General features: G+C 66.0%; 14 protein-coding genes. All 14 read left to right on the top strand.

Features of this window, described 5'->3' with window-relative positions; all coding sequences use genetic code 11:
* Positions 1–639 precede the first annotated feature (639 nt).
* The 14 genes from rplJ to rpoB all read left to right on the top strand — a co-directional run bounded on the left by rplJ (position 640) and on the right by rpoB (position 17,637).
* The gene (gene rplJ / locus TU34_RS15690; protein WP_045823816.1) at positions 640–1,164 is read left to right on the top strand and encodes a 50S ribosomal protein L10; all 525 of its coding nucleotides are present in this window, start codon (positions 640–642) and stop codon (positions 1,162–1,164) included.
* A 102-nt stretch (positions 1,165–1,266) separates the two neighbouring features.
* Positions 1,267–1,656 carry a 50S ribosomal protein L7/L12 gene (gene rplL, locus TU34_RS15685; RefSeq protein ID WP_045823850.1) on the top strand — a complete coding sequence of 130 codons (390 nt, stop codon included), beginning with the start codon at positions 1,267–1,269 and terminating at the stop codon, positions 1,654–1,656.
* A 196-nt stretch (positions 1,657–1,852) separates the two neighbouring features.
* Positions 1,853–2,974 (top strand): ABC transporter ATP-binding protein, encoded by a 1,122-nt coding sequence (locus TU34_RS15680; RefSeq protein ID WP_045823815.1) that lies wholly within the window; start codon positions 1,853–1,855, stop codon positions 2,972–2,974.
* A 44-nt stretch (positions 2,975–3,018) separates the two neighbouring features.
* Complete coding sequence (locus tag TU34_RS15675) at positions 3,019–3,825, top strand: MlaE family ABC transporter permease (protein WP_045823814.1); 807 nt, start codon at positions 3,019–3,021, stop codon at positions 3,823–3,825.
* 12 nt (positions 3,826–3,837) lie between these two features.
* On the top strand, positions 3,838–4,698 hold the full coding sequence (locus tag TU34_RS15670) for an MlaE family ABC transporter permease (RefSeq protein WP_045823813.1): 861 nt from the start codon (positions 3,838–3,840) through the stop codon (positions 4,696–4,698).
* A gap of 3 nt (positions 4,699–4,701) precedes the next feature.
* A complete protein-coding gene (locus TU34_RS15665; RefSeq protein WP_045823812.1) occupies positions 4,702–6,033 on the top strand; it encodes an MCE family protein in 1,332 nt (443 codons plus the stop codon).
* Positions 6,030–7,103: an MCE family protein gene (locus tag TU34_RS15660; RefSeq protein WP_045823811.1), complete on the top strand. Its 1,074-nt coding sequence runs from the start codon at positions 6,030–6,032 to the stop codon at positions 7,101–7,103. Before TU34_RS15665 ends, TU34_RS15660 begins: the two co-directional genes overlap by 4 nt.
* A 13-nt stretch (positions 7,104–7,116) precedes the next feature.
* Positions 7,117–8,160: an MCE family protein gene (locus TU34_RS15655; protein ID WP_045823810.1), complete on the top strand. Its 1,044-nt coding sequence runs from the start codon at positions 7,117–7,119 to the stop codon at positions 8,158–8,160.
* Positions 8,157–9,431 (top strand): MCE family protein, encoded by a 1,275-nt coding sequence (locus TU34_RS15650; RefSeq protein ID WP_420835190.1) that lies wholly within the window; start codon positions 8,157–8,159, stop codon positions 9,429–9,431. Before TU34_RS15655 ends, TU34_RS15650 begins: the two co-directional genes overlap by 4 nt.
* 4 nt (positions 9,432–9,435) lie before the next feature.
* Positions 9,436–10,743 carry an MCE family protein gene (locus TU34_RS15645; protein ID WP_150116559.1) on the top strand — a complete coding sequence of 436 codons (1,308 nt, stop codon included), beginning with the start codon at positions 9,436–9,438 and terminating at the stop codon, positions 10,741–10,743.
* Complete coding sequence (locus tag TU34_RS15640) at positions 10,740–11,981, top strand: MCE family protein (protein WP_045823809.1); 1,242 nt, start codon at positions 10,740–10,742, stop codon at positions 11,979–11,981. The genes TU34_RS15645 and TU34_RS15640 overlap by 4 nt, the downstream gene beginning before the upstream one ends.
* A 68-nt stretch (positions 11,982–12,049) precedes the next feature.
* Positions 12,050–12,757 (top strand): hypothetical protein, encoded by a 708-nt coding sequence (locus tag TU34_RS15635; RefSeq protein ID WP_052688970.1) that lies wholly within the window; start codon positions 12,050–12,052, stop codon positions 12,755–12,757.
* Positions 12,757–13,776, top strand: coding sequence for a hypothetical protein (locus TU34_RS15630; RefSeq protein WP_045823808.1), 1,020 nt, complete (start codon positions 12,757–12,759; stop codon positions 13,774–13,776). The genes TU34_RS15635 and TU34_RS15630 overlap by 1 nt, the downstream gene beginning before the upstream one ends.
* A gap of 354 nt (positions 13,777–14,130) precedes the next feature.
* Positions 14,131–17,637 (top strand): DNA-directed RNA polymerase subunit beta, encoded by a 3,507-nt coding sequence (rpoB, locus tag TU34_RS15625; RefSeq protein WP_203225474.1) that lies wholly within the window; start codon positions 14,131–14,133, stop codon positions 17,635–17,637.
* Positions 17,638–17,668: the final 31 nt, after the last annotated feature.

Genomic DNA, 17,668 nt, shown 5'->3' with positions numbered 1-17,668 from the left:
GGGCGGGGGCGGGCATCGCCGAGCCGCCGTGGCCCTCGGTCATGGGCAGTTCTGGTGGATCGACCTGCACGCTCATCGCTGTCGCCTCGCTGTGGGAAGCGAGGTCGGCGTAGGCCGGGATCTCGCTGTGTCCACTCCGTCGTGGTCTGGCGTGTGCACCCCGTTGTGGCGCAGGTCACGTCAGCTGCTCCAGCAGAATGTAACCCAGCCTATGGGGTATGGATACGGCACCGTAGGAACTTGTGACCAGAGCGGGATGGACGTCCCCGCTTTGGTAACGATGTCTACACCTTGGGACATCCGTACCGGATTCTGCGGCGTCGTCGGCCGGGGGACGGGCCCGGACCTGCATCGATTTGGTCCGTCGCGGCCCGCGCCGCTACTCTGGTCCTCGATGACGTTCGTGGGCTCACGCCCGCGGGAACATCTGTTCAACCAGAGACCGTCGGTCGACGTCTCCCACCCGGGAGGTGTTCGAAGGTCCGGCTCATCGCCGGCGACCCACGCAGGGTGGACGTGTGAAGTTCGGTGGCCGTTCGCGGCCGTCTTTCCTCTACGCCCCGATGCCCTGCGCTCGGGGCGTTCGTCGTGAGTGGGCCCTTCCGGCCGACACCGAATCGACATGAGAGGAGGCGAAGTATGGCCAAGTCCGACAAGGTCACCGCAGTCGCGGAGATCACCGAGCAGTTCAAGGGCTCCACGGCGACAGTCATCACGGAATACCGTGGCCTGTCCGTCAAGCAGCTCTCTGACCTGCGTCGTTCACTCGGCGAGGGCGCAACCTACTCCGTCGCCAAGAACACCCTGGTCAAGCGCGCCGCAGCGGAAGCGGGCGTCGCTGGACTCGACGAGCTGTTCGTCGGCCCGACCGCGATCGCCTTCATCGAAGGTGAACCGGTCAACGCCGCCAAGGCGATCAAGACGTTCGCCAAGGACAACAAGGCTCTCATCATCAAGGGCGGCTACATGGACGGCCGCGCGCTGTCCGTGGCCGAGATCGAGCAGATCGCCGACCTCGAGACCCGAGAGATCTTGCTGGCAAAGCTCGCCGGTGCCATGAAGGGCAATTTGGCGAAGGCTGCCGGGCTGTTCAACCAGCCCGCATCGCAGGTCGCGCGTCTCGCCGCGGCCCTGCAGGAGAAGAAGACCGAGGCCGGCGAGTAACTCGCCGACTCGCGCATCACCCCACAGGCACCACCCACCGACACCACACCATTCCCCGTGTGTGGGATCACCCCCACGGGGGACAACAGGAAGGACGCCACCATGGCGAAGCTCAGTGCTGACGAGCTCATCGATCAGTTCAAGGAACTGACCCTGCTGGAGCTCAGCGATTTCGTGAAGAAGTTCGAAGAGGTCTTCGAGGTCACCGCGGCCGCCCCGGTCGCCGTTGCCGCTGCCGGAGCCCCGGCCGCCGGTGGCGCCGAGGCCGCTGCCGAGCAGGACGAGTTCGACGTCGTGCTCGAGGGCGCGGGCGACAAGAAGATCCAGGTCATCAAGGTCGTCCGTGAGGTCGTCTCGGGTCTGGGTCTGAAGGAAGCCAAGGACCTCGTGGAGAGCGCCCCCAAGGCCATCCTCGAGAAGGTCGACAAGGATGCCGCCGAGGCCGCCAAGGCGAAGCTCGAAGAGGCCGGCGCCAAGGTCTCCGTCAAGTAGTCCCGTCTGGACGGTCTATTCCGTCGGACTGCACAAGGCCACCCCGCTGCTGCGGGGTGGCCTTGTCGTATCTGCAGGTCACGACGGTATTTTCCGGCGAGCGCACCAATTGTCGAGTTGATGTTCGTCGATGGCGAACCGTGGGTTAGAGTGACTCCAACCACAAGCCGGGGTGGCACAGCAGAGGGAGTTTTACGTGGGTGTTGAGGTCAGCGTCGAGGGACTCACCAAGTCCTTCGGATCGCAGAACATCTGGCGCGACGTCACTCTGACGCTCCCCGAGGGCGAGGTGAGTGCGCTGCTGGGGCCCTCGGGTACCGGCAAGTCGGTGTTCCTCAAAGCGCTCATCGGGTTGCTGCACCCGGAGCAGGGTTCGGTGATCGTCGACGGCACCGACATCACCAAGTGCTCGTCGAAGGAGCTCTACGAGATCCGCAAGCTGTTCGGTGTCCTGTTCCAGGACGGCGCGCTGTTCGGGTCGATGAGCCTGTTCGACAACACCGCCTTCCCGCTGCGTGAGCACACCAAGAAGTCCGAGAGCGACATCCGCTCGATCGTGATGGAGAAGCTCGACCTGGTCGGTCTCGGTGACGCCGGTGACAAGCTGCCCGGTGAGATCTCCGGCGGTATGCGCAAGCGCGCCGGCCTGGCCCGCGCGCTCGTGCTCGATCCGCAGATCATCCTGTGCGACGAGCCCGACTCGGGTCTGGACCCGGTGCGCACGGCCTACATCTCGCAGTTGCTGATCGACATCAACGCCGAGATCGACGCGACGATCCTGATCGTGACGCACAACATCAACATCGCCCGGACCATCCCGGACAACATCGGCATGCTGTTCCGCAAGGAGCTGGTCATGTTCGGTCCGCGTGAGGTGCTGTTGACCTCTGATGAGCCCGCGGTCAAGCAGTTCCTCTCCGGTGACCGTTTCGGTCCGATCGGCATGTCGGAGGAGAAGGACGACGCGACCGCCGCCCAGGAGCAGGAACTGGCCGATGCCGGTATCGGTGGCGGTGGCACGAAGGACGACTTCTCGGAGATCATCCCGCAGGTGCAGCCCAACCCGGGTATGCCCGAGCGCAAGGCATCGGCGCGTCATCGTCAGCGTGTCGAGGACATGATGCACGAGCTGCCCGAGAGCGCCCAGAAGGCGATCCGTCAGTCGCAGGAGGCCGAGGACGAGGTCCGCCGCAACAACGCCGAGGCCCAGGAGCGCTCGGGCCAGTCCGGCGGGTCGCAGAAGGTGGACACCAGCAAGCAGTTCGCCGGGTCCAACGACAACACCGAGCAGTTCCCCGCCTACCGCGGAGGGAACTGAATGACCGTCGCGTCACCGCGCCTTCGCTCGATCGAGGGTCGTCGATGAGCTCAGCCACCACGCGTGGCGTCGAGAAGGTGCAGCAGGCCGGTAACTCCGCGCTCACGCAGACGGGCAACATCGTCCAGCTCTTCATCGACGTCGCACGCAACATCTTCGTGCGCCCGTTCCAGTTGCGGGAGTTCATCCAGCAGGCCTGGTTCATCGCGAGCGTCACCATCCTGCCGACGGCGCTCATCGCCATCCCGTTCGGCGCCATCGTCTCGCTGCAGACGTCGTCGCTGATCAAGCAGCTCGGTGCCGAGTCGTTCACCGGCGCCGCGAGCGTCCTGATCGTGCTGCAGCAGGCCGCGCCCATCATCACCTCGCTGCTGATCGCCGGTGCGGCCGGCTCGGCCGTCGCCGCCGACCTCGGTTCGCGCACCATCCGCGAGGAGATCGACGCGATGCGGGTGCTCGGCATCAACCCGATCCAGCGTCTGGTGGTGCCCCGCGTGCTGGCCATGGTGCTCGTCGGTGCGCTGCTGAACGGCCTGGTGTGTGTGGTCGGCATCGGTGGCGGTTACTTCTTCAACGTGATCGTCCAGAACGGCACGCCCGGTGCGTATCTCGCATCGTTCGGCGCGCTCGCGCAGTTGCCCGACCTGTACGTCGCCACGCTCAAGGCCGCGATCTTCGGTGTCATCGCCGGTGTCATCGCCGCCTACAAGGGCCTCACCCCCAAGGGTGGCCCGAAGGGTGTCGGCGAGGCGGTCAACCAGAGCGTGGTCATCACCTTCCTGCTGCTGTTCTTTGCCAACCTGATCATCACTGCGGTGTATCTGCAGATCGTCCCCGCCAAGGGTTCGTAGGGGAGTGCATAGATGACCATCGCCAAGAGCCGGGCCGACCTGCTCAACTACCGCATCCGCAAGGGTGTCGCGGCACCGCTGAAGGTGCTCGACGGCGCCGGCACGCAGATGTCGTTCTACGGTCGCGCCGTCGCCTGGACGCCGCGGACCATCAAGCACTATCCGAAAGAGCTGCTGCGTCTGCTCGCCGAGGTCGCCTTCGGCGCAGGCGGTCTCGCGATCATCGGCGGCACGATCGGCGTGATGGTGCTGCTCACCGGTTTCACCGGTGTCGTCGTCGGTCTGCAGGGTTACGCCGCCCTCGACCAGATCGGCTCGCAGGCACTCACCGGCTTCCTCTCGGCCTACGCCAACACCCGTGAGGTCGCCCCGCTGGTCGCCGGTCTCGCCCTGTCGGCCACGGTCGGTTGCGGCTTCACCGCCCAGCTCGGCGCCATGCGCATCTCCGAGGAGATCGACGCCCTCGAGGTCATGGCCGTCCCGTCGGTGCCGTTCCTCGTCACCACCCGCGTGATCGCAGGCTTCATCGCCGTCATCCCGCTGTACGTGTTGGGTCTCCTCGCGGCGTACATCGCCACGCGAGTGGTCAACACCCAGTTCAACGGGCAGTCGTCGGGTTCCTACGACCACTACTTCAACCTGTTCCTGCCACCGGCCGACGTGTTGTGGTCATTCGGCAAGGTGCTGGTCTTCGCCTTCGTGATCATCCTGGTGCACTGCTACTACGGCTACTACGCCAGCGGCGGCCCGGCCGGTGTCGGCGTGGCGGTCGGACGTGCCGTCCGATCGGCACTGGTCCTGATCGCGGTCCTCGACTTCTTCCTGGGTCTTGCGATCTGGGGAACCAGCACGAGCGTGAGGGTGGCGGGCTGATCCATGAGTGTCATCCGTACCCGCCTGCTGGGCCTGGTGTTCTTCATCGTGGTCGCGCTGTTCATCGGCGGCACCATCCTCAAGTTCAACCAGACCTTCCAGTCGTTCACCGACGTCAACCTGACGACCGATTCGGCCGGTAACGCGCTGCCCGACAAGGCCGACGTGAAGGTCCGCGGCCTCATCGTCGGACAGGTCAACAAGGTCACCGCATCCGACAACGGCGCCGTCACCGTCGAGCTCGGGCTCCAGCCCGACAAGGCGAAGATGCTGCCGGCCGGCACGACCGCCCGCATCCTGCCGAAGACGCTGTTCGGCGAGCGGTACGTGGCGTTGCAGCTGCCCGCCGACACCGCGGGTCCGACCCTCACCAACGGCTCGACCATCCGCACCGACTCCAGCGGCAACGCGTTGGAGCTGCAGGCACTGTTCGACAAGCTGCTGCCGGTCCTCGAGGCGATCCCGCCGCAGGACCTCAGCGTCACGCTCGGATCCCTCTCGAAGGCGCTGACCGGCAACGGTGAGCGGTTGGGGACCAGCTTCGAGGACCTGAACAACATCTTCACCCAGTTCAACCGGAACATGCCCGAGCTGCAGGGGACCCTGCGCGGCCTGGCGTCGTTCTCGCAGACCTACTCCCAGGCGTTGCCCGACATCGTCGACGCGCTCGACTCGCTGCGCACCACCACCAACACCCTGGTGGAGAAGCAGGGCGATCTGCGCGGGTTCATCTCGACGGTGACCAAGGCGGCGGTCGACACGACCAACTTCCTGGCGACGAACCGTCGCGACCTGCTGACCCTGGCGATCGACTCCGAGCCGCTGCTGTCGGCGATCGCCGAGCAGTCGCCGGCGTTCGGGTGCACGTTCAAGAATTTCGCGGGTCTCATCCCCGAGGTCGGCAACATCGTCGGCAAGGGGACGAAGAACCCGGGCGTGCGCGTGAGCCTGACGTTCTCGAACCCGCGCGGACGCTACCTGCCGAACCAGGACGAGCCGCGACTGCTAGAGAGCCGCGGACCGATCTGCTACCCGTACCACTACCAGTCGGGTCGTCCGTTCCCGCAGTACCCGGGCGGATCGCTCAACGACGGCTCCTACCAGCCGCCGTCGCGTAACCCCGGCCCGCGCAACGTGCAGGAACTGCCGACGCCGGACTTCTCCGGGACCCCGGCGGGCACCATCACGCCCAGCGTCTACGACGACCCGCAGAACAAGGTCGCCCTCCAGGCGATCATGGCCTCGGAGGCGGGCACCACGCCCGATCAGATCCCCGGCTGGATCGCGCAGATCGTCGCCCCCGGCATGCAGGGGGCGCAGGTGACCGTCAAGTGAAGAACAACTTCTACTCGCCGCTGATCAAGCTGATCATCTTCGCGGTGATCACCGTGATCGCGACCGCGACCCTGGGCATCACCATCGCCAACTCCGGTGCCGGCGGCAGCAACGACTTCAAGGCCGTCTTCTCGGATGCGTCGCTGCTCAACCAGGGTGACGACGTCCGTATCGCCGGTGTCCGTGTCGGTCAGGTCAAGTCGGTCGAGGTCTACGACCACGACAAGGCGATGGTGGCCTTCTCCATCAACCGCGACAAGCTCCCCGACGGCGTGCAGGCCTACATCAAGTTCCGCAACCTGACGGGGCTGCGGTACCTGGCGCTCGAGCGCGGACCCGGCGACAACGGCGCGATGTTGTCGAAGGGGTCGACGATCTCGATCGCCAACACCCACCCGTCGGTCAACCTGACCGACCTGTTCAACGGCTTCCGTCCGCTGTTCCAGCAGCTGACCGCCGAGGACGTCAACAAGCTCTCCGACGAGATCATCAAGGTGTTCCAGGGCGAGGGCGGCACCATCACCGACCTCGTGTCCGACACGGCCGATCTGACCAACACGATCGCCGACAAGGACAAGGTGATCGGCGAGCTGATCACGAACCTCACCACGGTGCTCGACAACATCAACGCCCACGACGATCAGTTGACCTCGCTGTTGACGACCACCGAGAAGTTCGTGACCGGCCTCGCCGCGCAGAAGAACTCGGTCGGCTCGGCAATCACGTCGGTGTCGAACCTGACCGCGGTGACCAGCTCGATCCTCACGCCGGTCCGTCCGTCGCTGCAGGGTTCGATCGCGAGCCTCGATCAGTTGTCGCAGCGGATCAACGAGCGTCGCGGCGAGGTCGAGAAGACGCTCACCAACCTGCCGATCAAGGCGGCGAAGATCGGCCGTGCGGCGACCTTCGGTTCGTGGTTCCAGTTCTATCTCTGCGGTATCGACCTGGTGGCCGGCAACGGCAAGTCGACGATGCTGAGCCAGCCGCTGATCCCGCTGCCCGACATCAACTACGTGCTCTACACCAACGTCGCGACGCGATGCTGGGCCAACGACGATCCGCCGAGCTGAGGGGAGGGAAACCATGGCTGACAAGAAAGAAAACCGTCGTCCGGACGCTCCTCTGCGGAGCCCGGTCACCGTCGGTGCACTCGGGCTCGCGATCCTGATCATGGCGGCGCTGTCGTCGTTCTACCTGGCGAACCTGCCGCTGGTGGGCGCAGGTGTCGTCTACAAGGCCGACTTCACCGAGGCCGCGGGGCTCAAGCCGCGTGCGGAGGTCCGTGTGGCCGGCGTCAAGGTCGGCACCGTGCAGAGCGTCGACATCGTCGACAACAAGGTGCAGGTCGCCTTCGGTGTCGGTGACACCTGGGTGGGCGACCAGACCTCGGCGTCGATCCAGATCAAGACCGTGCTCGGGCAGAAGTACCTCGCCATCGAGCCGCGGGGTGACAAGTTGGCCGATCCCGACAAGGTCATCACCCAGACGACGTCGCCCTACGACGTCATCGAGGCGTTCAACGACGCGTCGTCGAACATCCAGGAGATCGACACCGACCAGCTCGCGACGAGCTTCCGGACCCTGTCGGCCGCGTTCTCCGGGACACCGCAGGAGCTGGGCAACTCGCTCGACGGACTGACGCGGTTGTCGACGACGATCGCCAGCCGCGATCAGGAGGTGCGCAAGCTCCTCGACGCGACGAAGGGCACCTCGAAGATCCTCGCCGATCGCAACCAGGAGTTCACCCGCCTCATCGCCGGTGCCGGCGACCTGCTGCAGGAACTCAACACCCGCCAGTCGGCCATCTCCCGGTTGCTGAGCAGCACGTCGCAGTTGTCGACGACGCTGACCGGCATCGTCCGCGACAACGAGAAGCAGATCGGCCCGGCGTTGGAATCGCTCAAGGGCGTGACCGACCTGCTGCAGAAACAGGATCAGAACCTGCGTGACTCCATCACCAATCTCGCGCCGTTCTACCGGCTCTACGCCAACGTGCTCGGCAACGGCCGCTGGTTCGACACGGTGGTCACCAACATCCTGCCGCCGGGTCTGCCCGCGCAGAACACCACGCGGCCGCCGAGCAAGAACCCGCAGCTCAACAACGGTGGAACGGGGGCGACAGGATGATGACGACCAACGCCCCCCGCCACGACCTGCGCGACTCCTCGGGCCCCGGTCGTTGGTTCACCCCGCGCCACATCGCCTTCCTGGTGGTGGGTGTCGTGGTGGCGCTGATCATCGCCGGATCGCTGTGGTGGCTGTTCACCTCGCTGAACCAGACCAAGGTGACGGCCTACTTCAAGTCGAGTGTCGGCATCTACTCCGGTAGCGATGTCCGCATCATGGGCGTCAAGGTCGGCTCGGTCGACACCGTGGAGCCGCAGGGCGACAAGGTGAAGATCACCTTCACCGTCGACGGCGGACACGATCTGCCCAAGGACGTGCGCGCGGTGCAGATCACCCCGTCGGTGGTCGCCGATCGCTACATCCAGCTCACCCCGACCTATCAGAAGGGGATGGCCAAGGCCGGCGACGACATCACGTTGAGCCTCAACCAGACGATGGTCCCGGTCGAGATCGACCAGCTCTACTCGAGCGTGCAGAAGCTGTCGAACTCGCTCGGCCCGCAGGGCGCCAACAAGACCGGCGCACTGAGCCAGGTCATCACGACCGGCGCGAAGAACCTGAAGGGCAACGGCGAGAAGCTCGGTGCCACCATCGACCAGCTCTCCAAGGCCGCGCTCACCCTGAGCGACTCGCGGGGCAGCCTCGTCGACACCGTGAAGAACCTCGACGTGTTCGTCGGTGCGCTGGCCGAGAACGACGCGCAGGTACGCCAGTTCAACACCCAGCTCGACTCGTTCTCCTCGTTCCTCGCCGGTGAGCGTTCCCAGCTCGGTGAGGCCCTGAACAAGCTGTCGGTCGCCCTCGGTGACGTCGCCGGATTCGTGCAGGACAACCGGATCGCGCTCGGCGACCGCGTCAAGGAGCTCATCCCGACCGCGCAGACCCTGGCCGACACCACCGACCAGCAGAAGGAACTGCTGACGGTGCTCCCGGTGACGATCAACAACCTGATCAACGCCTACAACGCCGAGTCGGGAACCCTCGACCTGCGTGTGGACCTGCCGGAGTTGCAGAACCTCGCCGGTGCCGGGTGCAAGCTGCTCGACCTGGGCAAGCTCAAGCCGGGCGATCCCGCGTTCACGCAGTTCAGCAACACGCTGCGTCCGCTGCTCGACCAGTGCGGCAACATCACCGACCAGATCAACAAGGGCATCACCACCCCGACGCTCAACCTCCCGTTCGGCATCATGAGCGGCGAGAACCAGCAGCGGCGTGGACCGGTCCCCGGGACCCGTCCCGGTACGCCCTCGCCCGGATTGACAGGTGGCTGACCCGATGTCCTCTCTGAAGTCACCGATCCACCTGACGTCGGTCCTGAGCCGTCGTGGTCTCGTCGCGGCCGGTGCCGCCGCGATGACGTCGATGATCGTGCTCACCGGGTGTTCCAACGGCGTCTACTCGCTGCCGCTGCCCGGTGGTGCCGATGTCGGCGACAACCCGCGGACCTACAAGATCCAGTTCTCCGACGTCCTCGACCTGGTGCCGCAGTCGGCGGTCAAGTTCGACGGCGTGACCGTCGGCAAGGTCACCGACATCGGTATCGCGCCGGATCAGTGGTCGGCGCAGGTCACCGTCGAGGTCAAGAACAGGATCGACCTCTCCGACAAGGCCGAGGCGAACGTCTCCCAGACCAACCTGCTGGGCGAGAAGTTCATCGCTCTCGTGGACCCGAAGGACAACGCGTCGGCGCCGCGGCAGTCGTCGCAGCAGGCGATCCCGGTGGCCCGCACGCGCACCGCCACCGACATCGAGCAGGTGCTCGGTGCGTTGTCGATGCTGCTCAACGGCGGCGGCATCGCGCAGATCAAGCCGATCGTCGACGAGCTGAACAACGCGTTCGACGGCCGTACGTCGACCGTGAAGTCGTTGCTCAACCAGACGTCGCGGCTGATCAAGACCCTCGACGACCAGAAGACCAACATCACCCGGGCGATCGACGGGTTGGCGACACTGTCGACACGGACCGAGGCGCAGACCGCGCAGATCAACCGCATCCTCGACCAGCTGCCCGCCGGTGTGAAGGTGCTGGAGGACCAGCGTCCGCAGTTCGTGAACCTGCTGCAGAAGCTCGACGGTCTCGGTCAGGTCGGTGTCGACATCCTCGGGCGGGCGCGCCAGGAGATCATCACCGATCTCCGGTCGCTGCGGCCGACGTTGTCGGCGCTCGCCTCCGCGGCGCCCGACATCATCACCGCCCTGCCGTTGCTGCCGACCTACCCGTTCCCGGACGATCTCCTGCCCGGTGTGCGCGGTAGCTCGACGAACCTGTTCCTCAGCGTCGACCTGCGGTTGCTCAATCAGCTCGAGGCGCTCGGTGTGGGTCAGCCGGAGCCGAAGTACACCCCGGTTCGTTCAGGCATCCAGCCGCGGATCGATCCGCGCAACCCGTACTACAACGGCAACGGCGCACGGTTGGGCTTCCCGACCATCACGCTGCTCCCGCTGCTGAACTCCCGGCCGGGACCGAACACGCCGCCGTCGGGTGGTCAGTACGCCCTGCTGCCCTCGCCGAAGCAGGGGCAGACGGCGCTGACCGGTCCCATGGCGATGCTGCAGGGTGCGAACGGGGGGACCGGCCGATGATGTCGAGGCTCGTCAAATGGCAGTTGATCGTCTTCACGCTCGTCGGCGTGCTGGCCATCATCTACGTCGGTGCCACCTACGCCCGTCTCGACAAGCTCGTCGGTGTGGGGCTCTACACCGTGCACGCGGACTTCAAGGACTCCGGCGGCATCTTCACCAACGCCGAGGTCACCTATCAGGGTGTCCCGGTGGGGCGCGTCGGTTCACTGCAGCTGCGTCCCGACGGTGTGCGCGTCAACCTCCAGCTCGACTCGGGTGGTCCGAAGGTGCCGGCGACGGCGCAGGCCGTGGTGGCCAACCGGTCGGCGATCGGTGAGCAGTACGTCGACCTGCGGCCCTCGAGCGTGGGCGGCCCGTACCTGAAGGACGGATCGGTCATCTCGAACACGACCATCCCGACCCCGGTGCAGGACGTGATCGCCTCGGCGGTCGACTTCACCGAATCGGTGCCGCTGGGCGATCTGAACACGGTCATCACCGAACTCGGCAAGGCGTTCAACGGCAACGGCCAGAACCTGCGGGTGCTCGTCGACTCGCTGGCGAACCTGTCGAAGTCGGGCAACGACAACCTGTCGCAGACGATCTCGCTGATCCGCAACAGCGACACCGTGCTGACCACCCAGGCCGATCAGTCCGACGCGATCCTCGACTGGTCGAAGAACCTGGGCCTGGTGACCGCGCAGCTCGCCTCGAGCGATCCCGATCTCCGACGCCTGCTGACCACGGGTCAGACCAGCGCCACGCAGATCTCGGCGCTGCTGCAGCGCAGCGGCGGCGACCTCACGTCGGTCGTGCGCAACCTCGCGCTCGACGTCCGCAACGTGAAGGGCACCTACCAGGGTGTCGGTCCCGGGCTCGCGATGCTCTCGGCGCTGTCGAGCGGTAGCTACACCCCGGCGCCCGGCGACGGCACCATCCACTTCGGTGCGGTGCTCGAGACCAACAACCCGGCAGCGTGCACCATCGGCTACGAGGGCACCGACGCGATCATCGCCGAGGAGAAACGCAAGAACCCGAACTTCGACATCAACTACGACGACTTCCCGTTCAACAAGGACGCGAAGTGTGCCGTGGCGCAGGGTAATCCGACCGCGGTGCGTGGTGCCCAGAACGCGAAGTACGCGGACCCCTATTACACGCAGCCCTGGGATCGCAATCCCAAGAAGGATCCCGACAAGCTCAACCTGAACCCGTTGGCCACGCAGCTGTCCTACCTGCTCGGCGTCGCCCCGCGCTGAGGCGTCACCGTCACCCGCGCAACCGCGGGTGACGGTGCACACAGGTTGACTGACTACAGTGGCGCCCGATGAAGTCGAAGAAGCGTGTGAACTCTCCTGAACCGAACGAGCCGGAGGCTGCCACGGAGTCGGTGTGGCGCCGACGCCTCGCCCGTGCGGGACTACCGGTGGCCGGCGTCGTCGCCGTGGCCGGTCTGATCGCCGCCATCGTATTCACCGGCATCTTCGGATACCGCTGGTACGACGACGCGGTGAACAAGCAGCCCGTGCAATCCGCCCGTGACGACGCCCTCGGTGGCGCCGAGCAGGCCATGCTCAACGTGCTCAACATCGATCTCAAGGACAGCAAGGGCTACCAGGCCCGGCTGCAGGACTCGGTCACCGGCAACGCCCGCACACAGTTGCTCGGCAGCACCGGTCTCACCGAGCTGCAGAAGCAGGCCGGCGACCCGTCGAAGGCGGCGACGCTCAGCGCGAAACTGCTCCGGAGTTCGGTCGTGGAGCTCAACACCGACGACAACAGCGCGAAGACCCTCGTGTTCATCGCCGTGACGTCGTCGCGGCCCAACGAGGCGTCCTCGAGCCAGACCATGGGATTCCAGGTGGAGGTGACGAAGGAGGGCGGTATCTGGAAGGCCAGCAACATCCAGCCGCTCGACGCCGTCGCCATCGACAGCACCGACCCGGCCGCCGGCGGTGCCGCTCCCGCTGCCTCGGGTGCCCCCTCGGCCCCGGCCGCGTCCGCACCCGCGACCCCCGCGCCCGGAGGAAACTGATGACCACCCCTCGTCCGCCGCGCGGCGGAACCACCGGAAAACGCGTCCCGAAGGTCGCCGGCCACACCCCGGCCAAGGCGGTCCCGGAGAAGGTGCAGCCGGCCAAGGCCGGCCCGAAGAAGGCCGAGTCGAAGAAGCCCGAGCCGAAGAAGGTCGAGGCGGCGAAGGTCGAGCCGACCACGCGGGACACGACCGCGGAGAAGACCCCGCCGGCGCCCGCCCCGACTCCGACGCCGGACGCGACGGCCACTGCGGCGTCGGTGGTCGAGACGCCCGATGCGGGGGAGTGGACCTCGGCCGACGACGCCGGCACCACCGCGACCGCCGACACGGACACCACCGCGAGCGCCGACACGGCCACCGCCGACACGAGCGCCGAGTCGGCGACCGGTCCGCGGGGCAAGCGACCCCCCGCGGCGAAGGTGTCCACCATCAAGCCCCAGCGGGCCGGGACGGCAGCGGCCCGTCCCGCCGCCGCGAGCGACACGACGACCTCGTCGCGCCGGATCCGACTCGCCGCGCCCGGATGGCGCGCGGTGTCGATCGTCGCCGCGCTCGCGGTCGTGTTCGGGATCATCGCCGCGATCTCGGCGGCCAAGCCCGGTGTGTCACTGAGCGCGAACCAGGCCTTCGTCGACCCCGGCATCACCAGCGAGGTCACCTCGCAGGCCAAGTCGCGTATCTGCTCGGTGTTCGCGGTCAACTACGCGAAGATGGACGAGTGGCAGGCGACGGCCGCGGCCAACGTGACCGGTGAGGCCGCCCAGCGGTTCTCGCAGTACAACACCGCGGTGCGCGATGCGCTGCAGCAGACGGGTCTCACCGCGGGCGGTGTCGACTGTCGCGTCGACTCGGTCGGTGTGAAGTCGATCCAGGACGGCAACGCGCTGCTGATCGTGAACCTGATCATCAGTCAGACGCAGGACCAGCAGGCCGCAGGCAGCGGCACCAAGCGCTACCAGGTGTCGATGAAGCAGGTCAACGGCAAATGGTTGATCAGCAATTTCGCCGATTTCTGAAGGTCTTGACGCAATTTCTCCACACCGACCTGCGCGTTCCTCTTGACTCACACGCCCCGTGGTTGCACGCTTGTCTGCAGCGACGGATCACCGGCAGCCACTGGTAGAGCCCCAGCGCACGAGGTCTTCTGACGACCTTCCCGCGGCTTGACACGCGGAGTTCTTTTTCTGATACAGTTGGACGTTGCGCTGGCTGCCTCCTGTCCACATCACGATTTCCTTTCTCGGCCACTTCTGTGTGCTGCGTTCGGGCGTCGCCGATGACGACCAAGGTCGCTTCCGGCGCCGCCACCAACGCCCGCAGACGCATTCCGCGTCGTACGGCACACAGAAGCTCGGCACCTCAAAGATTTCGTGTTGGAAGGACGCATCTTGGCAGTCTCCCGCCAGTCCACATCAACCATTCCCGGCGCTCCGCGCCGTGCATCGTTCGCAAAGCTCAGCGAGCCTCTCGAAGTTCCCGGTCTGCTCGACGTGCAGCTCGAGTCGTTCCAGTGGCTCGTCGGCGCACCGGAGTGGCACGCCCGCGCACTCGCGCGCGGCGAAGAGAACCCCAGCGGAGGCCTCGACGACATCCTCGCCGAGCTCTCCCCGATCGAGGACTTCTCCGGCTCCATGTCGCTGTCGTTCTCCGATCCCCGCTTCGACGAGGTCAAGGCCTCGGTCGAGGAGTGCAAAGACAAGGACATGACGTACGCGGCGCCGCTGTTCGTCACCGCCGAGTTCATCAACAACAACACCGGTGAGATCAAGTCGCAGACCGTCTTCATGGGCGACTTCCCGATCATGACCGACAAGGGCAGCTTCATCATCAACGGCACCGAGCGTGTCGTGGTGAGCCAGCTCGTCCGCAGCCCCGGCGTCTACTTCGACGCCAACATCGACAAGGCCACCGAGAAGACGCTGCACAGCGTCAAGGTGATCCCGGGTCGAGGCGCGTGGCTCGAGTTCGACATCGACAAGCGCGACACCGTCGGCGTCCGCATCGACCGCAAGCGTCGCCAGTCGGTCACCGTGCTGCTCAAGGCGCTCGGGTGGACCACCGAGCAGATCACCGAGCGTTTCGGTTTCTCCGAGATCATGATGTCGACGCTGGAGAAGGACAACACCGCCGGCACCGACGAGGCGCTCCTCGAGGTCTACCGCAAGCTGCGTCCGGGCGAGCCGCCCACGAAGGAGTCCGCGCAGACCCTGCTGGAGAACCTGTTCTTCAAGGAGAAGCGCTACGACCTCGCCCGCGTGGGTCGCTACAAGTTCAACAAGAAGCTCGGTCTCACCGACAACCCGATGGTCGGGTCCTCGGTGCTCACCGAGGAGGACATCGTCGCGACGGTCGAGTACCTCGTCCGCCTGCACGAGTCCGAGCCCAACGTGCCCGCGATGATGACCGTCCCCGGCGGCGTCGAGGTGCCCGTCGAGGTCGACGACATCGACCACTTCGGCAACCGTCGTCTGCGCACCGTGGGTGAGCTGATCCAGAACCAGATCCGCGTGGGCCTGTCCCGCATGGAGCGCGTGGTCCGCGAGCGGATGACCACCCAGGACGTCGAGGCCATCACGCCGCAGACCCTGATCAACATCCGTCCCGTCGTGGCCGCGATCAAGGAGTTCTTCGGGACCTCCCAGCTGTCGCAGTTCATGGACCAGAACAACCCGCTGTCGGGTCTGACCCACAAGCGTCGCCTGTCGGCGCTGGGTCCCGGTGGTCTGTCGCGTGAGCGTGCCGGCCTCGAGGTCCGTGACGTCCACCCGTCGCACTACGGCCGCATGTGTCCGATCGAGACCCCTGAGGGTCCGAACATCGGTCTGATCGGTTCGCTGTCGGTGTACGCGCGGGTCAACCCGTTCGGCTTCATCGAGACGCCGTACCGCAAGGTCGTCGACGGACAGGTGACCGACCAGATCGACTACCTGACCGCCGACGAGGAGGACCGGTACGTCAAGGCCCAGGCCAACGCCGTCCTCGACAACGACAACCGCTTCACCGAGTCGCGGATCCTCGTGCGCAAGAAGGGCGGCGACGTCGAGTTCGTCGGCCCCCAGGGCGTCGACTACATGGACGTCTCGCCGCGCCAGATGGTGTCGGTGGCCACGGCCATGATCCCGTTCCTCGAGCACGACGACGCCAACCGCGCCCTGATGGGTGCGAACATGCAGCGTCAGGCGGTGCCGCTGGTCCGCAGCGAGTCGCCGCTGGTCGGTACCGGCATGGAGCTGCGTGCCGCGATCGACGCCGGCGACGTCATCACCACCGAGAAGGCCGGCGTGATCGAGGAGGTCTCCGCCGACTACATCACCGTGATGGCCGACGACGGCACCCGCGACACGTTCCGGATGCGCAAGTTCGCGCGCTCGAACCACGGCACCTGCGCCAACCAGCGTCCGATCGTGGACGAGGGCCAGCGTGTCGAGGTCGGCCAGGTCCTGGCCGACGGTCCGTGTACCGATCAGGGTGAGATGGCGCTGGGCAAGAACCTGCTCGTCGCGATCATGCCGTGGGAGGGCCACAACTACGAGGACGCGATCATCCTGTCGCAGCGCCTCGTGGAGGAGGACGTCCTCACCTCGATCCACATCGAGGAGCACGAGATCGACGCCCGCGACACCAAGCTCGGTGCCGAGGAGATCACCCGGGACATCCCGAACGTCTCCGACGAGGTGCTCGCCGACCTCGACGAGCGCGGCATCATCCGCATCGGTGCCGAGGTCCGTGACGGCGACGTGCTGGTGGGCAAGGTGACGCCGAAGGGCGAGACCGAGCTGACGCCCGAGGAGCGCCTGCTGCGCGCCATCTTCGGTGAGAAGGCGCGCGAGGTGCGCGACACCTCGCTCAAGGTGCCCCACGGTGAGACCGGCAAGGTCATCGGCATCCGCGTGTTCTCGCGCGATGACGACGACGATCTGCCCCCCGGTGTCAACGAGCTCGTGCGCGTGTACGTGGCGCAGAAGCGCAAGATCCAGGACGGCGACAAGCTCGCCGGCCGTCACGGCAACAAGGGCGTCATCGGCAAGATCCTCCCCGCCGAGGACATGCCCTTCCTGCCCGACGGCACCCCGGTCGACATCATCCTCAACACCCACGGTGTGCCGCGTCGTATGAACATCGGTCAGATCCTCGAGACCCACCTGGGGTGGATCTCGAAGACCGGCTGGAACATCGACGTCGCGCAGGGCACGCCGGAGTGGGCGCAGGGACTCCCCGAGGACATGTTGTCCAACGGTCCCGACACGAACACCGCCACCCCGGTGTTCGACGGTGCTCGCGACGAGGAGCTGACCGGACTGCTGTCCTCTACGCTCCCCAACCGCGACGGCGAGGTGATGGTCAACGGCGACGGCAAGGCGACGCTGTTCGACGGTCGCTCCGGCGAGCCGTTCCCGTTCCCGGTGGCCGTGGGCTACATGTACATCATCAAGCTGCACCACCTGGTCGACGACAAGATCCACGCCCGTTCGACCGGTCCGTACTCGATGATCACCCAGCAGCCCCTCGGCGGTAAGGCCCAGTTCGGTGGCCAGCGTTTCGGCGAGATGGAGTGTTGGGCCATGCAGGCCTACGGCGCGGCGTACACGCTGCAGGAGCTGCTGACCATCAAGTCCGACGACGTGGTGGGCCGCGTGAAGGTCTACGAGGCGATCGTCAAGGGCGAGAACATCCCCGAGCCGGGTATCCCCGAGTCGTTCAAGGTGCTTCTCAAGGAGCTGCAGTCGTTGTGCCTGAACGTCGAGGTCCTGTCCTCGGACGGTGCCGCGATCGAGATGCGTGACGGTGACGACGAGGACCTGGAGCGCGCAGCGGCCAACCTCGGCATCAACCTGTCGCGCAACGAATCCGCCACAGTCGACGATCTCGCCAACTGATCACCTCTGATTAAGAGCTAGGAAGGTTACA

Origin of the sequence: Williamsia herbipolensis, from assembly GCF_000964005.1 — a bacterium.
GTDB lineage: Bacteria > Actinomycetota > Actinomycetes > Mycobacteriales > Mycobacteriaceae > Williamsia_A > Williamsia_A herbipolensis.
This window is presented reverse-complemented; position numbering and strand designations above follow the sequence as displayed.

Coding starts and splice junctions, on each gene's coding strand:
- rplJ (WP_045823816.1), top strand. CDS start 640: ATGGCCAAGTCCGACAAGGTCACCGCAGTCGCGGAGATCACCGAGCAG.
- rplL (WP_045823850.1), top strand. CDS start 1,267: ATGGCGAAGCTCAGTGCTGACGAGCTCATCGATCAGTTCAAGGAACTG.
- TU34_RS15675 (WP_045823814.1), top strand. CDS start 3,019: ATGAGCTCAGCCACCACGCGTGGCGTCGAGAAGGTGCAGCAGGCCGGT.
- TU34_RS15670 (WP_045823813.1), top strand. CDS start 3,838: ATGACCATCGCCAAGAGCCGGGCCGACCTGCTCAACTACCGCATCCGC.
- TU34_RS15665 (WP_045823812.1), top strand. CDS start 4,702: ATGAGTGTCATCCGTACCCGCCTGCTGGGCCTGGTGTTCTTCATCGTG.
- TU34_RS15655 (WP_045823810.1), top strand. CDS start 7,117: ATGGCTGACAAGAAAGAAAACCGTCGTCCGGACGCTCCTCTGCGGAGC.
- TU34_RS15650 (WP_420835190.1), top strand. CDS start 8,157: ATGATGACGACCAACGCCCCCCGCCACGACCTGCGCGACTCCTCGGGC.
- TU34_RS15645 (WP_150116559.1), top strand. CDS start 9,436: ATGTCCTCTCTGAAGTCACCGATCCACCTGACGTCGGTCCTGAGCCGT.
- TU34_RS15640 (WP_045823809.1), top strand. CDS start 10,740: ATGATGTCGAGGCTCGTCAAATGGCAGTTGATCGTCTTCACGCTCGTC.
- TU34_RS15635 (WP_052688970.1), top strand. CDS start 12,050: ATGAAGTCGAAGAAGCGTGTGAACTCTCCTGAACCGAACGAGCCGGAG.
- TU34_RS15630 (WP_045823808.1), top strand. CDS start 12,757: ATGACCACCCCTCGTCCGCCGCGCGGCGGAACCACCGGAAAACGCGTC.